Origin of the sequence: Moritella sp. 5 (genome assembly GCF_018219455.1) — a bacterium.
Taxonomy (GTDB): domain Bacteria; phylum Pseudomonadota; class Gammaproteobacteria; order Enterobacterales; family Moritellaceae; genus Moritella.
Map to the genome: position 1 here is coordinate 3528014 of NZ_CP056122.1, position 17734 is coordinate 3545747.

Genomic DNA, 17734 nt, shown 5'->3' on the forward strand with positions numbered 1-17734 from the left:
CTAAGTAATTGGGCTCAGAATTAGTTTTTTAATGTCTCCCAAGCCATTTTTAAAGCGTCTAATTTGAGGGTTAAGCAAAAAAGCATAACCCTCATAACACAGCGCATTAATGAATTTTTTTTTCGTACGATAATAGTCGGCATAACCTTCTTTTAATTTTGCATCGGCCAATGCAAATGTATGCCGACTTAACCCGACATCACGTTGCTTATAGCCTGTAATAATATGCTCAATACATTCAAGGTGCTGTAAACGTTTACTATCTGTCTGAGTAATCGAGTTTCTACGCACAAGATAACCAGTGTAGCTTTTCGTTAATACTGCAACTTCAAAGTTCTCACATATTTTTAGCCACAATTGCCAATCTTCACAATAACTCATGCTGGAATCAAACAAACCAACAGTCTCAAATACAGAGGCTTTTACCATCACAGTCGATGTACCCACGACATTATGGCCCAATACTTGCGCTAACGGCTGATTGATATGATGAGTCGGCGTGCTAATGTCAGTAAATTGATTCCAATAACCAAAACAATCAACAGTATATTGATATTGCTCATTAACATGATCATAGTTAGTAAACGACATCGCAACGTTCGGATTCTCCGCATGCAATGCCAGCTGGGCTAATAGCTTATTAGGGTACCAATAATCATCAGCATCTAAAAAAGCGATGTACTCACCACTCGCTGCTTCTATTGCAAGATTACGCGCCCCAGCCGCACCCACACCATGAGCTGTAATCACATTAACGCAAGGCTCTTTCTGACTTAACGCGGCAAGATATTCTGCGCTACCATCGCTACTATTATCATTAACAATGATAATTTCAATATCGGTTCTATTTTGCTGAAAAATACTACTTATCGCTTTCGGCAAATATTCCAAACAGTTATAGCTAGGAATAATTACAGAGACTGTACAAATCATAACACCACTCCTTATGCTATCTACCAACACCTTATTTTCAGTTCACTAAAGAAACAATCGCATTTATATAGACTATCATTCGGTATAGGCTTTACTTTGACGATCAAATTAAGAGTAGTTAAGAAATTTATTTTTGAATGCAAAACAGCAGTATTACATTCATTGGAATAAAAGTAAGGACGTTTAAATGCAAAAGGTAGGGGTATTAGAATGAAAAAAGTGGCATTTTTAGCCCCTTCATACCCAGTGCTCACAGAAACATTTATTCGTACCGAAGTTGACTCGGTAAGTGCATATGGTCATGACGTTTGTGTCATGACATTTACCAAATACCACGACTGCGGCGAGTTTGGATATGATATTCATGTTATCGGTGCAAAAGCTTATTTCTCATTAATCTCCACGCTCAGTCCAATCGGTATAATAAGAGCCCTTCGTTTTATTGCGAAACAACGTTCGATGCCCAAATTGTCCTTATTTCGATACAGCTTAAAACTCGCACTTCAAATGCGTAAAGAAGGGGTCAGTCATGCCCATGCTCATTTTGCTCAGCACACCTGCGCCCACGCAATAGTGGCAGCAAAAATGATGAATATCACCTGCTCTTTTGTTGCCCATGGTCACGATATTTACGAAACGCCTTATGATGTAAATTTAAAAATACATAACAGTAACTTTGTCGTAGCTGTTTGCAAAGACATGGAAGAAGATCTAAAAAAAATCAACCACGATAAAATAAAGCTATTGCACTGCGGCGTAAAAATAAATGAATTTAAACCGTCCTTATTAACCCCAGAAAAACAGCATAAACTAGTACCATTACGACTGGTTTTTCTTGGCCGATTGGTAGAGCAAAAAGGGATTAATTACCTGATTCAAAGCCTGCACGAATTACATCATAATTACTTAGTCACATTGGATATTATTGGTGATGGGGATCAATTATCAAATTTAAAACAGCAAGTCGAACACTTAGGTTTATCAAAATTTGTACATTTCCTTGGTTCTAAATCACCGCGCTGGGTTAGTCATAATCTCTCTAGGTTTGATTGTTTAGTTGCGCCATTTTGTATTTCACGATCAGGCTGTGTCGATACAGGACCTCTCGTACTTAAAGAAGCGATGGCAGTTGGGATTCCAGTAATAACAACAGACCTAATGGGCTGCAAAGAAATTGTCGCACCAGGTACAGGGATAATCGTAAAACAAAAAAATCCCCAAGCGCTGAGCCAAGCGATCACCGAATTTATCAACTACCCAACAGAAAAACGTCAAGATATGGGACGCTTGGCACGATTAAATATAGAAAATAATTTTGATGCATTGAATCAAGCAAAAAGCCTGTCACATTGGATTGAAAACTGTGCAAGATAACCTGAAGAGTAAGATACAAGCGCACACCTTCCAGTATACGCTTGTACCTTCATTTTAAATATTAACGCTTAGCGACTAAAGACTGCTATAACGATTCTCACCATACACATAAGTTTCACATACAACACGATCATCACCCATTAGCATTAATGCAAACAAGGTTTCTTCTAATGAAGTCGAGTTTTCCATGCGGAACTTAAGTAACGGCGTAGCCGCCAAGTCTAATACCACAAAATCAGCTTCTTTACCGACTGCCAAGTTACCAATTTTATCTTCTAAGCGTAATGCCTTCGCACCGCCTAATGTCGCTAGATATAATGATTTAAACGGACTTAACGCCTTGCCCTGCAGCTGTAATACTTTATACGCTTCGTTCATTGTTGATAATAATGAGAAACACGTACCCGCGCCTACATCCGTACCCACGCCCACATTAATACCAAACGCTTCTAGACGTGGTAAATCTAATAAACCTGAACCCAAAAATAAGTTTGACGTTGGACAGAATGCAACCGCAGATCCTGTATCAGCTAAACGCTGACATTCGCTGTCACACAAATGAATACTGTGGGCAAATACCGAACGTTCACTTAGCAGGCCATGATGGTCGTAAACGTCTAAATAATTAGCACGTTCAGGGAATAACTCTTTAACCCACTCAATCTCTTTTAAGTTTTCTGATAAGTGCGTGTGCATATACAGATCTGGATATTCACTTAACAAACGCGCCGCTACATCAAGCTGTTCAGGGGTACTTGTCGGTGCAAACCTAGGCGTAACCGCATAGTGTAAACGCCCTTTTTGATGCCATCGCTCGATGAGCTCTTTACTGTCTTCATAGCAACTTTCAAGGGTATCAGTTAAGAAATCAGGCGCATTACGATCCATCATTACCTTACCGCAGATGATACGTAGATTACGCAACTCTGCTTGGGTGAAGAAACTATCAACCGATTGTTTGTGCACAGTACCGAATACTAACGCGGTCGTGGTACCGTTACTCATTAACTCTTGTAAGAAGATCTCAGCAACTTTAGTCGCATGCTCAGGATCATCAAACTTACCCTCGGCAGGGAAAGTATAGTTATTTAACCAATCCAGTAATTGTTCACCATACGACGCGATCATGCCCGTTTGTGGATAATGCACATGGGTATCGATAAAGCCCGATGTGATGATCTTATTTTCATACACTTTAACATCGATATTATTGCTTTCATTCGCTAGAATTTCATCTGCGTTACCGATTGCTTGTACGATACCATTTTCAATAATCATGGCACCGTCAGCAAAATATTCGTACGAATGTTCCATACCGATTTTATCGGGATCGCCAATGCTATGTAATATTGCTGATCGGTATGCGGTTCGAATTGTACTCATTTAAACTTCCTTCATTATGCTGCTGCATCGTATCTCGCGCTATCCTAATACTCTGATGATAGCGTGTCTATAATACACTGTATAAACTTAGGCTAACTTGGCAATCTCGCTATTGACTTGCACTAGATTAGGTTTTTGTTTGTTTTCTAACGCACAGCCTTGATAGGTTGCAATTAATTCACCGGCAACCGAAATAGCAATCTCAGCGGGATGTTTCCCTACAACCGCACTAATCCCAATAGGACAAATCATTTGATTAATCTGGGTATCAGTGAAATCGCGCGCCCGTAGCCGATATTGAAAACGCTTTTTCTTGGTTTGCGAACCTATCATTCCGAAATATTTAGCATCACCGCGTTTTAAAATTGCCCTAGCTAAATCAAAATCCAGTTGATGATTATGCGTCATAACCAAATAGTAGCTATCTTTCGGCATATCAAGCACATCCCCCACCGGATCATCACTGACTAACTTGGTGACATTATCAGGTAACTGCGCGGGAAACTGTTCTTCGCGTTGGTCAATCCAAGTGACCCTAAATGGCAGCGGCGCAACAACATGCAACAAGGCTTTTGCCACATGTCCTGCACCAAACACCACTAAATGATGCAGTGACTGCCCAATCGGTTCAAACATCAAGGTCGCACTACCACCACAGCATTGCCCTAAACGAGCGCCTAAATCAAAACGCTCCACGACCAGTGCATCTTTGCCTTCAGCTAGCATCTCACGCGCCATTTTTGTCGCGAGATGCTCTAAATGACCACCGCCAATAGTGGCATATTGTTGGTCCTGCGTGATCAGCATTTTCGTACCTGAATCACGAGGGGTTGAACCGTGATGTTCAAGTACAGTGATCATGATACACACTTCACCACGTTGCTTTAATTCTACAAGTGGGTCAATCCAATTGTCTTTAAACATCACCTATCTCCTTGTTAAACAGTACTCTTGCATGATTAACAGGCTACGCGATCAAAAGCTACGCAATAACACTTACTATTTCGGACTCAACAGCCTGAGTACGTTTAGCGGCATCAAACTTATAACATTCTGCATCCTGTACTGCCCATAACACACGCTCTGGTGTTGCTGGCGTATCTAGGTGCGGTACATACTGATGGTCAGTCACACTCGCAACCGCATCACGCAATGCACTCCACACTGACATGCTTAGCATAAACGGCGGCTCACCCACTGCTTTTGAGTTGTAAACGGTCTGTTCTGGGTTGCTGCGGTTTTCAACCAAGTGTGTTCTAAAATCAATTGGCGTATCTGCAATCGCAGGGATCTTATAACCCATAGGGCCATTGGTCGCTAACTTACCTTTGTCATTCCATACCAACTCTTCGGTGGTTAACCAACCCATGCCTTGAATAAAGCCACCTTCGATTTGGCCTATATCAATGTCTGGATTCAGTGACGCGCCAACATCATGCAAAATATCCACTCGCAGCGTTTTATATTCACCCGTTAAGGTATCCACCAGCACTTCTGAACACGATGCACCATAGGCGAAGTAATAAAATGGGCGCCCTTTTGCCGTCGCATGATCATAATAGATCTTAGGCGTTTTATAGAACCCGGTGCTAGAGAGTGAGATCTGGTTAAAATAAGCGAGTTGAATTAAGTCAGCAAACATCATAATTTGTTCGCGGATCGTCACCGTATTATTACTAAAAACAACCTCTTCCTCTGTCACACCAAAGTGCGCCACACTAAAATCAATCAAACGTTGCTTAATAGTGCGTGCTGCATTTTGTGCTGCTTTACCATTTAAGTCGGTGCCTGATGAAGCAGCAGTCGGTGAAGTATTAGGTACTTTGCTGGTATTCGCCGAGGTAATTTGAATGTGCTCAATATCCACTTGGAATTCTTGCGCAACAATCTGCGCAACTTTGGTATTAAGCCCTTGACCCATTTCGGTCCCACCGTGGCTTAACTGCATACTGCCGTCAGTATAAACGTGCAGTAATGCACCCGCTTGGTTCAAGAAGGTAGCAGTAAACGAGATACCAAATTTAACAGGCGTTAACGAGATACCTTTTTTCAAAATTGGGCTGTTTTTATTATATTCGTCAATCGCTTTACGACGCAGTGCGTACTCACTTGTCGCTTCAAGATCGGCAACCAGCTCATGAATAAAGTTATCTTCTACTTTTTGATAGTAATGCGTGACATTACGGTCTTCGATACCATAAAAATTCACTTTACGTACATCCAATGGATCTTTACCTAACTTACCGGCAATTTCATCCATAATGTGTTCAATCGTTATCATACCTTGAGGGCCACCAAAGCCACGGAATGCAGTATTTGATGCGGTATTAGTTTTGCAACGGTGACCAGTGATTGTCGCGTCACCTAAATAGTAGGCATTATCTGAGTGGAACATCGCACGGTCAGTGATAGAACTTGATAGATCCGGTGAATAACCACAGTTACTCGCCACGATGATTTCAATACCATTTATTTGACCATCATCATTAAAACCAACTTTGTATTGATTAAAGAAAGGATGACGTTTACCTGTCATCATCATGTCTTCAACACGCGGTAAACGGATCTTAGTTGGCCGCCCCGTTAACTTAGCAAACACCGCACATAAACACGCTGGTCCTGCTGCTTGGGTTTCTTTACCACCAAAACCACCGCCCATACGGCGCATATCAATCACGACTTTATGCATAGGTACACCAATTACTTCGGCAACCAATTTTTGTACTTCAGTTGGGTTTTGCGTTGACGCATAAACAATCATACCACCATCCTCTGTTGGCATGACTGACGCAGCTTGCGTTTCTAAATAGAAATGCTCTTGGCCACCAATATGAATACTACCTTCTAAAATATGCTTAGCTGCTGACAATGCCGCAGCCGAATCACCGCGTTTCTGTTGATGCGATTCAGTCACAAAGCTCTTTTTGGCTAATGCTTCTTCCACATCTAAAATCGCTGGTAGCTCTTCATATTCAATAATTGCCGCTTGTGCAGCTTGACGTGCAATCTCCATCGAATTTGCCGCGACAGCAATCACAGCCTGACCCAGATACTCCACTTTACCGTCAGCTAATAATGGATCGCCCGGTAAAATAGCACCAATATCTAACTCGCCAGGAACATCTTTAGCTTCAATTACTAATTCCACACCATCAAATTCATAGCACGGTGTTAAATCGATTTTCGTAATATTGGCATGTGCCACATCACTCATGCGTACATACACATGTAACTGATTAGGGTATTCAAGACGATCATCGACGTAAACCGCTTCGCCCGTCACCTGAATACCGGCACTGTCGTGTTTTACATTTTTACCCACACCAGTCTTGATTGAACGATTCGCTTGCGCTAACAATTGCTGCTGTGATAGTTGCACTTTATTGTGATTAGACATAAGACGTTACCCGCGTTTCAATTGTTGTATTTTGCTGTTCTAAATAAAATTTCTTCAGTAGATTCTTAGCTGCTAGTGAACGATATTCTTTACTTGCACGAAAATCGGATAAGGGTGAAAAGTCTTTATCTAACGCTTGCATCGCCGTATAAATACTGCCGTATTCCCAAGCTGCACCCAGTAATACCTTCTCAGCATGTTGCGCACGCATCGGCGTCGCAGCCATCCCCCCAAATGCTAAACGCACATCCGTAATAACATTATTTTTCAAGGTTATATTAAATGCAGCTAACACAGCTGAAATGTCATCATCAATACGTTTAGATAGCTTATAAATACCAAATACTTGTTCTGACGTCGGTAATGGAATGACAATTTTGGTAATAAATTCCGCGGCTTTTTGCGCTGTTATCTTATAACCAATGAAGTAATCTTCTAAATCCATTAAGCGCACATCATCACCGCAACGTAATTCAACTTGTGCATTCAGCGCGATTAATGCTGGCGGTGTATCACCAATTGGCGATGCGTTACCTATGTTGCCACCGAGCGTTCCTTGGTTACGGACTTGCAGCGAAGCAAAGCGATGTAATAATTCACCAAAATCTGGGAAGTATAATGCCAAAGTACTGTAACTATCCGTTAAGCTGCGTGCAGCACCAATTTCGATATGGGTATCAGTCACTCTGATATCTTTCATCTCTGCCACGTTGCCAACCGAAATCAAGGTATTAATAGGACGATGGAATTGGGTTACTTCCAAAGCTAAATCTGTACCACCGGCAACAATACGAGCATCAGGGTGTTTCACTAATAACGCCGCCAACTCAGCCACATTATCAGGCGAGTAAGATGATTGACCGTTACCCGTTAATTCTTGTGTCCCGCTGCGCTCAATGGTACTAAGTTTCGCAACAGTTTCACTTTCTAGGCATTCAAACGCATCAACAATATGGTCTTGTTCTGCTAACGCTATTGCCGAATCAATAATTGAACGATAGCCAGTACAACGACATAAGTTACCTGCTAATGCTTCAAAAATGGCATGTTTGTCGGCTGACGGTGTATTTTTGCTTAATGCAAACATCGACATGACAAACCCAGGGGTACAATAACCACATTGGGTACCGTTAAAATCAACAAGTGCTTGTTGCACCTGATGTAAGGCTCCGTCTTTTGATTTAAGATCTTCGACCGTGATCAGTTGCTTACCATGCAATGCGGATATAAACGTAATACACGCATTTACTGATGTATAGCGGATCCGCCCATCGACAACATCACCAAGTACAACGGTACATGCACCGCAGTCTCCTGATGCACAACCTTCTTTAGTACCTTTCTTCGCTTCTTCCTGACGTAAGAAATTGAGTACCGTGGTGTTGGGTGAAAGGTCAGATACCTGACACATTTTTTGGTTAAGTAGGAACTTAATCAAGTCGTACCTCCTGCGTTATTCCGTAACATTGACATTCACATTAATCGCTATTATTTTTATTATTAGCTGTGTTTTGACTGACTAATCGAGCCTATTAGATTAGAAACCTGACTCTAAAGTCAACTTATTGTTACATAAAAATAACAATTGAGACACAATTTAATAAAATAATTTGAGGATTATATATACAATTATAGTGAAGATTAGATAAGGCTATAGATGTGGGAGGCAGAAATAGCAATGCCAAGTTACATTGAACTTGGCATTGCTTGTATACAATATTATAAAAATTTGCGTTATTTTATTTTTTATTTAGCACATTAGAAAAAACAACATGCAGGTCGCTGGAAACGGTCTCGCCATCTAAATTCAGTTTAGACTCGATATGTTTTAAATGCTCACGCATTAATAAGCAGGCTTTTTCAGCATCTTTTTCTTCAATCGCATCGAGTAACTCACTGTGCTCATCCAATACACAATGCGTACTCGTCGCGACTTCGTATTGCGCAATAATCAACGAGCTTAACGATACCAAGCTACGCTGGAAATTAAATAAAGGCACATTACCAGACATTTCAGCCAGCTTTAGATGAAACTCACCCGATAAACGGATCGCTTTACCTAAATCACCTTGTTTGGTGGCTTCATTTTCTTCCACTATCAATTGACGTAAATGCGTAATCTGCTTATTTGATGCATTCTCAACAGCAAGCTTAGTAATAGCATCTTCGAGTGTACGCCGAGCAATAAAGACTTGTTTTGCTTCTTCGACAGAAGGCGATGCAACAATAGCACCGCGGTTAGGACGGATCACCACCACTTGTTCGTGTGACAAGCGTAATAATGCACGACGTATAATAGTGCGACTTACACTAAAAATATCACCCAATGCTTCTTCATTTAATTTTGTTCCAGGCGGAAGACGACGTTCAAGAATGGCATCAAAGATATGCGCATAGACGATATCGTCTTGAGCCATTGAGCCTGACTTGCCTTCTGTTTTTACAGAACCACTTAGCTCAGACATTATTTTCACCATTGTTAATCCAATTTGGTTATCTCAATACAACTAAGTACCGCTATAACCTGACATTTATTGATATAAAGTCATAATATGTTAACGCTGTGTAACAATCTAGCCTTATTTTGTATACTATCTTAAAAAAATTGAAAACAATATTTAACCTGGCATTCCGTGTTTGAGGAGAGATAGATTAACGTTTATTTTATCGATTTAGTAACTGATCAACCTCAACGGCTAATGCTACCGTTGCACCAACCATTGGGTTATTACCCATACCAATAAACCCCATCATAGCAACGTGAGATGGCACCGACGAACTACCAGCAAATTGTGCATCGGCATGCATACGTCCCATTGTATCTGTCATACCATATGACGCAGGGCCTGCAGCAACATTATCAGGATGTAAAGTACGACCCGTACCACCGCCCGAGGCGACCGAGAAGTAAGGATGACCTGCTCGAATACACTCTGATTTGTAAATACCCGCGACAGGATGTTGGAATCGTGTGGGATTTGTGGAGTTACCCGTAATACTCACATCAACGCCAGCAGCATGCATAATAGCAACACCTTCACGCACATCATCAGCGCCATAACAAAGAATGTCACCGCGAGGACCAGTTGAAAATGAACGACGGCTAACTTCTTTTAACTCACCCGTTTGATAATCAAATTGAGTTCTGACATACGTAAAACCATTGATACGAGAGATCAGATATGCGGCATCTTTACCCAAACCATTTAAAATAACTTTAAGGGGTGATTGACGAGATTTATTCACATTCAGCGCAATTTTGATCGCCCCCTCTGCTGCAGCGAAAGACTCATGACCAGCAAGAAATGCAAAACATTGACTTTCTTCATTCAATAATCGAGCAGCAAGTGCACCATGCCCAATACCGACTTGACGTTGTCGAGCAACACTCCCCTCTTTTGTGAATGATTGCAGTCCTTCACCAATAATATTGGCAGCCTCTTCAGCTGAACTTGCTTCACGATATAACGCCAATGCAGTGCCAACGGTATAAGCATCAGCGGCACTATCAAATGCGATAGGCTGCGTTTCCATAACTAAAAATTTAGAGTCAATTCCTTTAGCGAGGCAATACTGATAAGCATCTTCAATTGAAGACAAGTTCATTTCGTTTAGTCGTGCTGTAATTGGGTTTGTAATAGTGCAATTAGTCATAATAGTATCCTTAGATTAAGCTTCACGTGGATTGATAGTTTTAACGGCTTCGTCAAAACGACCATATGTACCTGCTGCAGATTTCATGGCATCATCTGCTTGGACACCTTTGTTGACGGATTTCATCATTTTCCCAAGGTTTACATATTCATAACCAATCACTTCATTATTTTCATCCAACCCTAACTTAGTAACATAACCTTCTGCAATTTCCATGTAACGAACGCCTTTTGCGCTTGTCGCATAACTAGTACCAACTTGACTGCGTTGAGTTTGGCCCAGATCCTCTAAAGCCGCACCGATTTCTAGTCCACCTTCAGAAAACGCGGATTGACTACGACCATAAGCAAACTGGAGGAAGATCTCACGCATTGCAACATTGATAGCATCGCACACCAAATCAGTATTCATTGCTTCAAGAATCGTCTTACCAGTTATGATTTCCGCAGCCATCGCAGCTGATTGAGTCATGCCAGAACAACCAATTGTTTCAATTAAGGCTTCTTCAATAATGCCTTCTTTAACATTGAGAGTGAGTTTGGCAGCACCTTGCTGAGGCGCACAAGTTCCGACACCGTGACTTAAGCCTGAAATCGCAATAACTTCTTTAGGATTGACCATTCGGCCTTCAATTGGGATGGGAGCAGATGCATGGAGATCGCCGCGTTGAATCGGGCACATTGATTGAATTTCAGAAGAGTAGTGCATACAATTTTCCTATTAGATTTAGGAAAACAAGGTGTCATCGTGGCATAAATAACAGTACCAACAAATAATAGTACAAATAAATGTAGTCACTATTCAGTTAATGCTATTTTACAGATTCACTTGTTTTCAAATTTAATAGGAGTCATCAGCCAACAATTGGCGGTTAAGTAGGTGGCACCCCATCACCTTGGTTACCATAATAAATCTTAATCATAATGTTAAGCAAGTCTTGCTTTAGACTCGTTTTTTATATTAAATCTTTCTTATATAAGCATCGTGATTTTATTCGCAATCTGGATATAAACTCAAATTCAGTAAGGTGTTGAAAAAGACTAACCAAACGCTGTTATTTTTAGCGGCTTATCAGCATCATAACTATTTAATACATCTAACAAGCTTGCCATACTCGATTGGTTTGCCAGTGGTAATACAAGATCTTGAGTGGAAGTGGTAGATTGCGCAGCTTGAGCACGCTCGTTCGCCGTTGGTTTAATTAGCGAACCGTGCGCTAATTTTTGCTGTAATAAGTGAGAACTGTTTTGTAGTACAGACTCTGCAACATATTTAGCATCACCCACCCCAGCACCGACTTCAGGTGAAAAGCAGATCTCTAAACGCAATGCGGCCATATTATTGTTTGCAGCGTACTCATTTAACCTTGCGATTCGCGCAGCATCATACGCTGACGTATCAACGGCAGTATGCTTAACTTCGATTTGTTTCTGATCTGTAATATCAGATGACAACATACTTAATAACAGAGAAAACTTCGCTCTATCACCATTTAAAGTACATTTGTTTAACTGTTGGCCAAGTTGCAGCTCATCAATTAAGGCATGTTGTCGTATCGATTGAACGTAAATAAGTTACCTCTTGAACAATATTGCGCGCAGAACAACCAAATTTTGCCACGAAATAATCAACTAGTAAGTTATCGACCTGTTTTTATAAATATTTAGCTGTTTATTCGATTTTTTTATTCACATACAGACATTTTCTGATACTATCCGTTTCGTACTTGTGGAGGGGTTCCCGAGTGGCCAAAGGGATCAGACTGTAAATCTGACGGCTCAGCCTTCGAAGGTTCGAATCCTTCTCCCTCCACCACAATATTTACGTTATGCTGATTACATAAAACTCATTTTAAAAATGATATAAAAGTCGACATAATAACAACATCTATCCTTTAGATGAAAAAGAATTACTCGTGGAGGGGTTCCCGAGTGGCCAAAGGGATCAGACTGTAAATCTGACGGCTCAGCCTTCGAAGGTTCGAATCCTTCTCCCTCCACCATCATTTAGCTTTGCTGATGACTTGAAATAAGAAGTACGTTGTGGCCAATGTACTATGCCTTAAAATAGGTCTTAAAGTCATCGTCAAAGTGAATACAACATCTACCAATGCGAGTAGATGAAAAAGCATTACTTGTGGAGGGGTTCCCGAGTGGCCAAAGGGATCAGACTGTAAATCTGACGGCTCAGCCTTCGAAGGTTCGAATCCTTCTCCCTCCACCATCATTTAGCTTTGCTGATAACTTGAAATAAGAAGTACGTTGTGGCCAATGTACTCTATCTTAAATATGCCTTAAAATAGGTCTTAAAGTAATCATCAAAGTGAATACAACATCTACCAATGCGAGTAGATGAAAAAAGCATTACTTGTGGAGGGGTTCCCGAGTGGCCAAAGGGATCAGACTGTAAATCTGACGGCTCAGCCTTCGAAGGTTCGAATCCTTCTCCCTCCACCATCATTTAGCTTTGCTGATAACTTGAAATAAGAAGTACGTTGTGGCCAATGTACTCTATCTTAAATATGCCTTAAAATAGGTCTTAAAGTAATCATCAAAGTGAATACAACATCTACCAATGCGAGTAGATGAAAAAAGCATTACTTGTGGAGGGGTTCCCGAGTGGCCAAAGGGATCAGACTGTAAATCTGACGGCTCAGCCTTCGAAGGTTCGAATCCTTCTCCCTCCACCATCATTCTACTTTGATGATTTTACATTCTGGTCAATGTAAAAGAAGTCATCATCGTAAAATATCCATCTAGCAATAGATGACAAAAATAGAGAACAATGTGGAGGGGTTCCCGAGTGGCCAAAGGGATCAGACTGTAAATCTGACGGCTCAGCCTTCGAAGGTTCGAATCCTTCTCCCTCCACCACTCTCTATACGATTTATTCCCACCAATGTTAATTAGCACATCTTATCCTTGTAATATACCTTCTAAAACATCAATAAAACCACTATATAACACAATACTTTTCTCAATACTGTTTGCTTGATAAAACAATTAACTATATGGTTTTGTGATAATTCCGTCGCACAAAAAACACCCAGTTAACAGTACTAATTAACAAAATAGCGCTCCTCTCAAGACAGTATTATGCATACCTGTTATTGTGGTGAATGCTAATCATTCACGTCTAAATTTACCCATAACCCTTGAGTTTTAAATAAACATGAATCAAAATTTTGACTATCGAAACAAACGCGTACTCATTGTTGATGACCAACGTGCTTTTCAGATCATGCTCAAAACCATGTTGCTTAACTTCGGGGCAAAAGATGTCACGCATGTGGGTAGTGCCGAAGACGCATTAAAATTATGCCGCCACAATACCTATGATTTACTGTTAGTTGATTACAATCTTGGCTCTGGCCTTAATGGCCGCCAGCTATTTGAAACATTAAAAATGGATAACTTATTACCTATCCATACCGTATTTTTCTTAGTCACAGGCGATAATTCGAAAGCGATTGTATTAAGCGCAATTCAAATGACACCCGATGATTATTTAATGAAGCCGTTTTCACAAAACGAACTTAATTTACGTATTCAAAAAGCATTCAATAAAAAAGAGGCTCTGCTGCCTATCTACCAAGCAATTAAGGATGACGATTTTGCTCAGGCAATGGAAGAATGTGATAACGCAATAATCTACTCTGCACGCTATCGTAATTTCTGTCGTTTATTTAAAGCAGAGCTATTAATTGAAAAGGAAAAGTACGCTGAAGCGCGTACTATCTTAGAAGAGTTTATAGAGGACCACCCGCATACCCAAGCACAATTGCTGTTAGGTCGGGTATATTATCTAGAGAAGAACTACCAGCAAGCGATCCCACTGTTATCAGACATCATTAAATATAATCCGATGCTGCTAGATGGTTATGATTGGTTAGCACATTGCTTTAGGGATGGTGGCGACAGTGAAAAAGCACTGCAAATTGTGCAACGTGCGATCAAACATTCCCACTTGTCATTAGAGCGTCAAGGACTACTCGCAGAATTGGCACTTGATACAAATATGAATGCGATAGCCAAAGAAGCCTTTTTCGCTATTTTAATGCAGACCAAAAACACCATACATCAAGCTCCCCAACATCTGATTAATTATGTTCAAGCTATTATTCTTGTCGCGAAAAATGAAGAAGACAAATTTAAGCAAGGCCGCTTGTTACAAGAGATTAGCGGTTTGTTTCACCGTTCTTCGCAACAACACCCCTATGTAGAGGAAGATGAGTTATTGGCATTGGAAGGTTACAGTTTAGCGTCTATTCATAATGTGAAAGGCAACCAAGTTAAAGCGAAACACACCCTGCTAAAAAGTAATGAAGCGTATTTAACCGAACCCGAAGGCACACCAGAATGGTTAGGGCCACAACTGGTTAATCTACTTGTCGAGTTAGAAGAATTTGAATTTGCTGAAAAAGTGCAGCCTTATATTCAACACTCTAACGTACACAGTGAAAAGTTACTTGCTAGTATCAGTGGTGAAGAAGACAGTAAAGAGGTTCAATTTCAGCACCACAACAAACTGGGTATTGAAGCATTTACTGAAGGTAAACTTGACGTCGCATTACAACACTTTGAAACCGCACTTTCTATCGCGCCACTCAATACTGGTGCAGCGCTGAATAAAGTGCAAGTGTGTATCGCGCTACTCGTCAAAGTCGAGCGACCATGGCCAGAAGTAACCAGGAAAATAGCCGATACCTTTACCGAGCTAGAAAACTTCCCACTATCTGAACAACAAGCAGAGCGTAAAGCAGAATTGAGAAAAGAGTTCAATATTCAGCGTATGCAAGAGAAGAAAAGAGCAAACAAAATGTGATTGCTCACCGCCATAAATGGCGATGCTTCATAGGTCGTTAGCTACAGCCTGTAAATATTACAGGTCTAACACAGCTTCACTATGCAGAAACGGTCAATCCATCCGCTTTTAATTTAATTATGCCGTAATGACGAATATTCTTTGATGCGTTAATGTCGCGATCATGTTGAGTGTTACATGATGGACAAGACCAATGACGAATATTCAACGGCATATCTTTTACCTTATCACCACAGCATGAGCAAGTTTTAGAACTTGCGAACCACTGATTACACTTAACAAGGTGGACTCCGTACACTTCAGCTTTATAAGATACCTTATCAACAAAGGCAGACCATGAAGCATCCGAAATATGACGGCTTAATTTTCTATTCTTTAGCATGTTTGATGATTTCAGAGTCTCAACTATTACCGCTTGGTTATCGTCAATAATTCGTTTTGATAATTTATGCTGAAAGTCATTTCTAGCATTGCTGACACGTTCATGTGCCGACGCTAGTTTTAAACGTGCTTTAGAGCGGTTACGAGAACCTTTTTTAGTTCTGCTTAATGCCTTTTGCTTTCTTCTTAAATTGCTACAAGCATTCACAAGAAAGCGTGGGTTAGCGGTCTTATTACCTCGATCGTCAATTAAGTAATTGTCAATCCAAGGTCATAACCTGACACGCTTGTAATGTGCTTTGATTTAACTGGGATTGTTTACCATGCTTACGCTTAAAGGTCGGAAAACCTGCTTTAAGTTTCTTATCAAAGAACCTCTTGTAAGCACCATCTAGGTTAATAACTGCTTGCTGCAGTGCAATAGAATCATATTGCTTTAACCAACTATACTTACGGGACTTCTTGCCTTTAGGGAGTAACGGTTTTAAGTCTTTTTGTACTGCAAGTGATATGCCTTTTACACTATAAAAATGTTTCTTAATGTGCAGAGCTTTATTATACGCAAACCGAACAGCACCAAACTGAGCATTTAAAAACTCTGCTTGGTCGGCTGTAGGGTAAATACGTACTTTTGTTGCTCTTAACATAATAAACCTCTGTATATTCGTACAGTATAACACCACAAAATAACAAAGATCAAAGTGCTACGCACTTTCGCCTTGTATCCCCGCCCTGATCGGACGAGGGTTAACTGCTAAGTCTGTTATCAACTTAGACTTTACCTAACATAGAGCGCGCTATGACTAAGGCGCAAGACTTGTGTGCTTGTATTTTATTGCTTCCTTTAGAGAAACCCCTATAACAATAAAAATAACACCAAGTACTTTAATAAGTAGTTCACTGGTTGAGCTTGACGATGAGTCCAAAAATAAACCAAAGCACATTTGACCACCAATAACTAAAATCATTGTACTAGTAGAACCTAGATGGCTCATGACAAGGCTATTAATTACCACATAAAAAGCACCAATAAATCCACCAAAGTAAACGACCATATTTGAACCGCTTGAAAGTTGGGGAGCCTCCCGCAATGCAAACATTACAATTGAAAGAAATAAAAAACCTGTTAGGTGATTTATATATGAAGCCCTAAATGCTCCACTGTAGGTGGCTAATTGTCCGTTCAATATACGACTTATCGCGATACAAAATCCGTTTAATAATGCGATAAAAATATAAAAAGTCATTTTAATACCTCTGAGAAATAATGAGTATTGAACCGAAAACTACCAATGAGATAGGAAGTAATTCTAAAAGAGTTAATTTCCTTTTTCTTAATCCAAATAATCCTAATGCTTCACAGAAAATAGAACAGATGAGTTGTCCGATTAATCCTAGAGCCAATGTTCCTGATAAGCCAATAGCGCTATTCACGGTTACCGAAGCAAGAATAACGGTAAATGCGCCGGGTAATCCCCCTAAGTAGAATAACTTAGGTACATCACTTTTAATTGGAGTAGGTAAACTTACAGCTTTAATTACCACATTGTAAAGCCCCAGCGCCAGCAGACCACCTAAGCCATGCGCCAACCATGAAGCGTTTATTGCGGATGTTTCTAGCGCAAGTTGGCTATTGATATGGATCATCATAGCCAGTAAACCACCCCCAATAATAGCCAGTATTGAATATCTATTTATATTTTGCATATTACCCTCTCTCTTGTTTGAGAATACTTTAACTGATTATAAAAAGGATGATAATATCGACCTGGTTGAATCATTGGTGAG

15 protein-coding genes, 6 tRNA genes and 1 riboswitch are annotated in these 17734 nt (G+C 40.4%); of the genes, 8 read left to right on the top strand and 13 right to left on the bottom strand.

The features are described from left to right. Positions 1 to 933, bottom strand: a complete 933-nt coding sequence (locus tag HWV01_RS15670) for a glycosyltransferase family A protein (RefSeq protein ID WP_211672431.1) — start codon at positions 931 to 933, stop codon at positions 1 to 3. A 210-nt stretch (positions 934 to 1143) separates the two neighbouring features. Between HWV01_RS15670 and HWV01_RS15675 the strand changes: the two genes are divergently transcribed. Further along, positions 1144 to 2307: a glycosyltransferase gene (locus HWV01_RS15675; RefSeq protein ID WP_211672432.1), complete on the top strand. Its 1164-nt coding sequence runs from the start codon at positions 1144 to 1146 to the stop codon at positions 2305 to 2307. A 75-nt stretch (positions 2308 to 2382) separates the two neighbouring features. Here HWV01_RS15675 and guaD read toward each other — a convergent pair whose 3' ends face one another. The 8 genes from guaD to HWV01_RS15715 all read right to left on the bottom strand — a co-directional run bounded on the left by guaD (position 2383) and on the right by HWV01_RS15715 (position 12312). Further along, positions 2383 to 3690 carry a guanine deaminase gene (gene guaD / locus HWV01_RS15680; protein ID WP_211672433.1) on the bottom strand — a complete coding sequence of 436 codons (1308 nt, stop codon included), beginning with the start codon at positions 3688 to 3690 and terminating at the stop codon, positions 2383 to 2385. An 87-nt stretch (positions 3691 to 3777) separates the two neighbouring features. After that, entirely contained in the window at positions 3778 to 4614 is an 837-nt protein-coding gene (xdhC, locus tag HWV01_RS15685; protein WP_211672434.1) for a xanthine dehydrogenase accessory protein XdhC, read from the bottom strand. Between the two features lie 58 nt (positions 4615 to 4672). Continuing rightward, positions 4673 to 7087 carry a xanthine dehydrogenase molybdopterin binding subunit gene (gene xdhB, locus HWV01_RS15690; RefSeq protein WP_211672435.1) on the bottom strand — a complete coding sequence of 805 codons (2415 nt, stop codon included), beginning with the start codon at positions 7085 to 7087 and terminating at the stop codon, positions 4673 to 4675. Further along, positions 7080 to 8525, bottom strand: a complete 1446-nt coding sequence (xdhA, locus tag HWV01_RS15695; RefSeq protein ID WP_249185341.1) for a xanthine dehydrogenase small subunit — start codon at positions 8523 to 8525, stop codon at positions 7080 to 7082. Before xdhA ends, xdhB begins: the two co-directional genes overlap by 8 nt. A gap of 301 nt (positions 8526 to 8826) precedes the next feature. Further along, positions 8827 to 9552: a GntR family transcriptional regulator gene (locus tag HWV01_RS15700; RefSeq protein WP_211672436.1), complete on the bottom strand. Its 726-nt coding sequence runs from the start codon at positions 9550 to 9552 to the stop codon at positions 8827 to 8829. Positions 9553 to 9751: 199 nt separating this feature from the next. Beyond that, positions 9752 to 10741, bottom strand: coding sequence for a GGGtGRT protein (locus tag HWV01_RS15705; protein WP_211672437.1), 990 nt, complete (start codon positions 10739 to 10741; stop codon positions 9752 to 9754). Between the two features lie 15 nt (positions 10742 to 10756). Beyond that, positions 10757 to 11449 carry an iron-sulfur cluster assembly scaffold protein gene (locus tag HWV01_RS15710; protein ID WP_211672438.1) on the bottom strand — a complete coding sequence of 231 codons (693 nt, stop codon included), beginning with the start codon at positions 11447 to 11449 and terminating at the stop codon, positions 10757 to 10759. A 129-nt stretch (positions 11450 to 11578) separates the two neighbouring features. Then, positions 11579 to 11645, bottom strand: a riboswitch (Fluoride riboswitch). A gap of 136 nt (positions 11646 to 11781) precedes the next feature. Next, complete coding sequence (locus tag HWV01_RS15715) at positions 11782 to 12312, bottom strand: VC2046/SO_2500 family protein (RefSeq protein ID WP_371816363.1); 531 nt, start codon at positions 12310 to 12312, stop codon at positions 11782 to 11784. A gap of 159 nt (positions 12313 to 12471) precedes the next feature. Between HWV01_RS15715 and HWV01_RS15720 the strand changes: the two genes are divergently transcribed. The 7 genes from HWV01_RS15720 to HWV01_RS15750 all read left to right on the top strand — a co-directional run bounded on the left by HWV01_RS15720 (position 12472) and on the right by HWV01_RS15750 (position 15565). Continuing rightward, positions 12472 to 12556: transfer RNA gene (locus HWV01_RS15720), tRNA-Tyr, on the top strand. Positions 12557 to 12658: 102 nt separating this feature from the next. Beyond that, positions 12659 to 12743, top strand: a tRNA-Tyr gene (locus HWV01_RS15725). 136 nt (positions 12744 to 12879) lie between these two features. Next, positions 12880 to 12964, top strand: a tRNA-Tyr gene (locus HWV01_RS15730). A 148-nt stretch (positions 12965 to 13112) separates the two neighbouring features. Then, positions 13113 to 13197: transfer RNA gene (locus HWV01_RS15735), tRNA-Tyr, on the top strand. A gap of 148 nt (positions 13198 to 13345) precedes the next feature. Continuing rightward, positions 13346 to 13430, top strand: a tRNA-Tyr gene (locus tag HWV01_RS15740). 99 nt (positions 13431 to 13529) lie between these two features. Next, positions 13530 to 13614, top strand: a tRNA-Tyr gene (locus tag HWV01_RS15745). Between the two features lie 298 nt (positions 13615 to 13912). Then, positions 13913 to 15565, top strand: a complete 1653-nt coding sequence (locus HWV01_RS15750) for a response regulator (RefSeq protein WP_211672439.1) — start codon at positions 13913 to 13915, stop codon at positions 15563 to 15565. A 79-nt stretch (positions 15566 to 15644) separates the two neighbouring features. On the opposite strand, the gene HWV01_RS15755 is transcribed toward HWV01_RS15750, so the two are convergent. From HWV01_RS15755 to HWV01_RS15770, 4 genes are all read right to left on the bottom strand, one after another. Next, positions 15645 to 16154, bottom strand: coding sequence for an RNA-guided endonuclease TnpB family protein (locus tag HWV01_RS15755; protein WP_211672440.1), 510 nt, complete (start codon positions 16152 to 16154; stop codon positions 15645 to 15647). 52 nt (positions 16155 to 16206) lie between these two features. Then, positions 16207 to 16593 (bottom strand): helix-turn-helix domain-containing protein, encoded by a 387-nt coding sequence (locus HWV01_RS22420; protein WP_249185342.1) that lies wholly within the window; start codon positions 16591 to 16593, stop codon positions 16207 to 16209. A 156-nt stretch (positions 16594 to 16749) separates the two neighbouring features. After that, a complete protein-coding gene (locus HWV01_RS15765) occupies positions 16750 to 17193 on the bottom strand; it encodes a DMT family transporter (protein ID WP_211672441.1) in 444 nt (147 codons plus the stop codon). A gap of 1 nt (position 17194) precedes the next feature. Then, the gene (locus HWV01_RS15770; protein ID WP_211672442.1) at positions 17195 to 17653 is read right to left on the bottom strand and encodes a DMT family transporter; all 459 of its coding nucleotides are present in this window, start codon (positions 17651 to 17653) and stop codon (positions 17195 to 17197) included. Between the last annotated feature and the right edge of the window lie 81 nt (positions 17654 to 17734).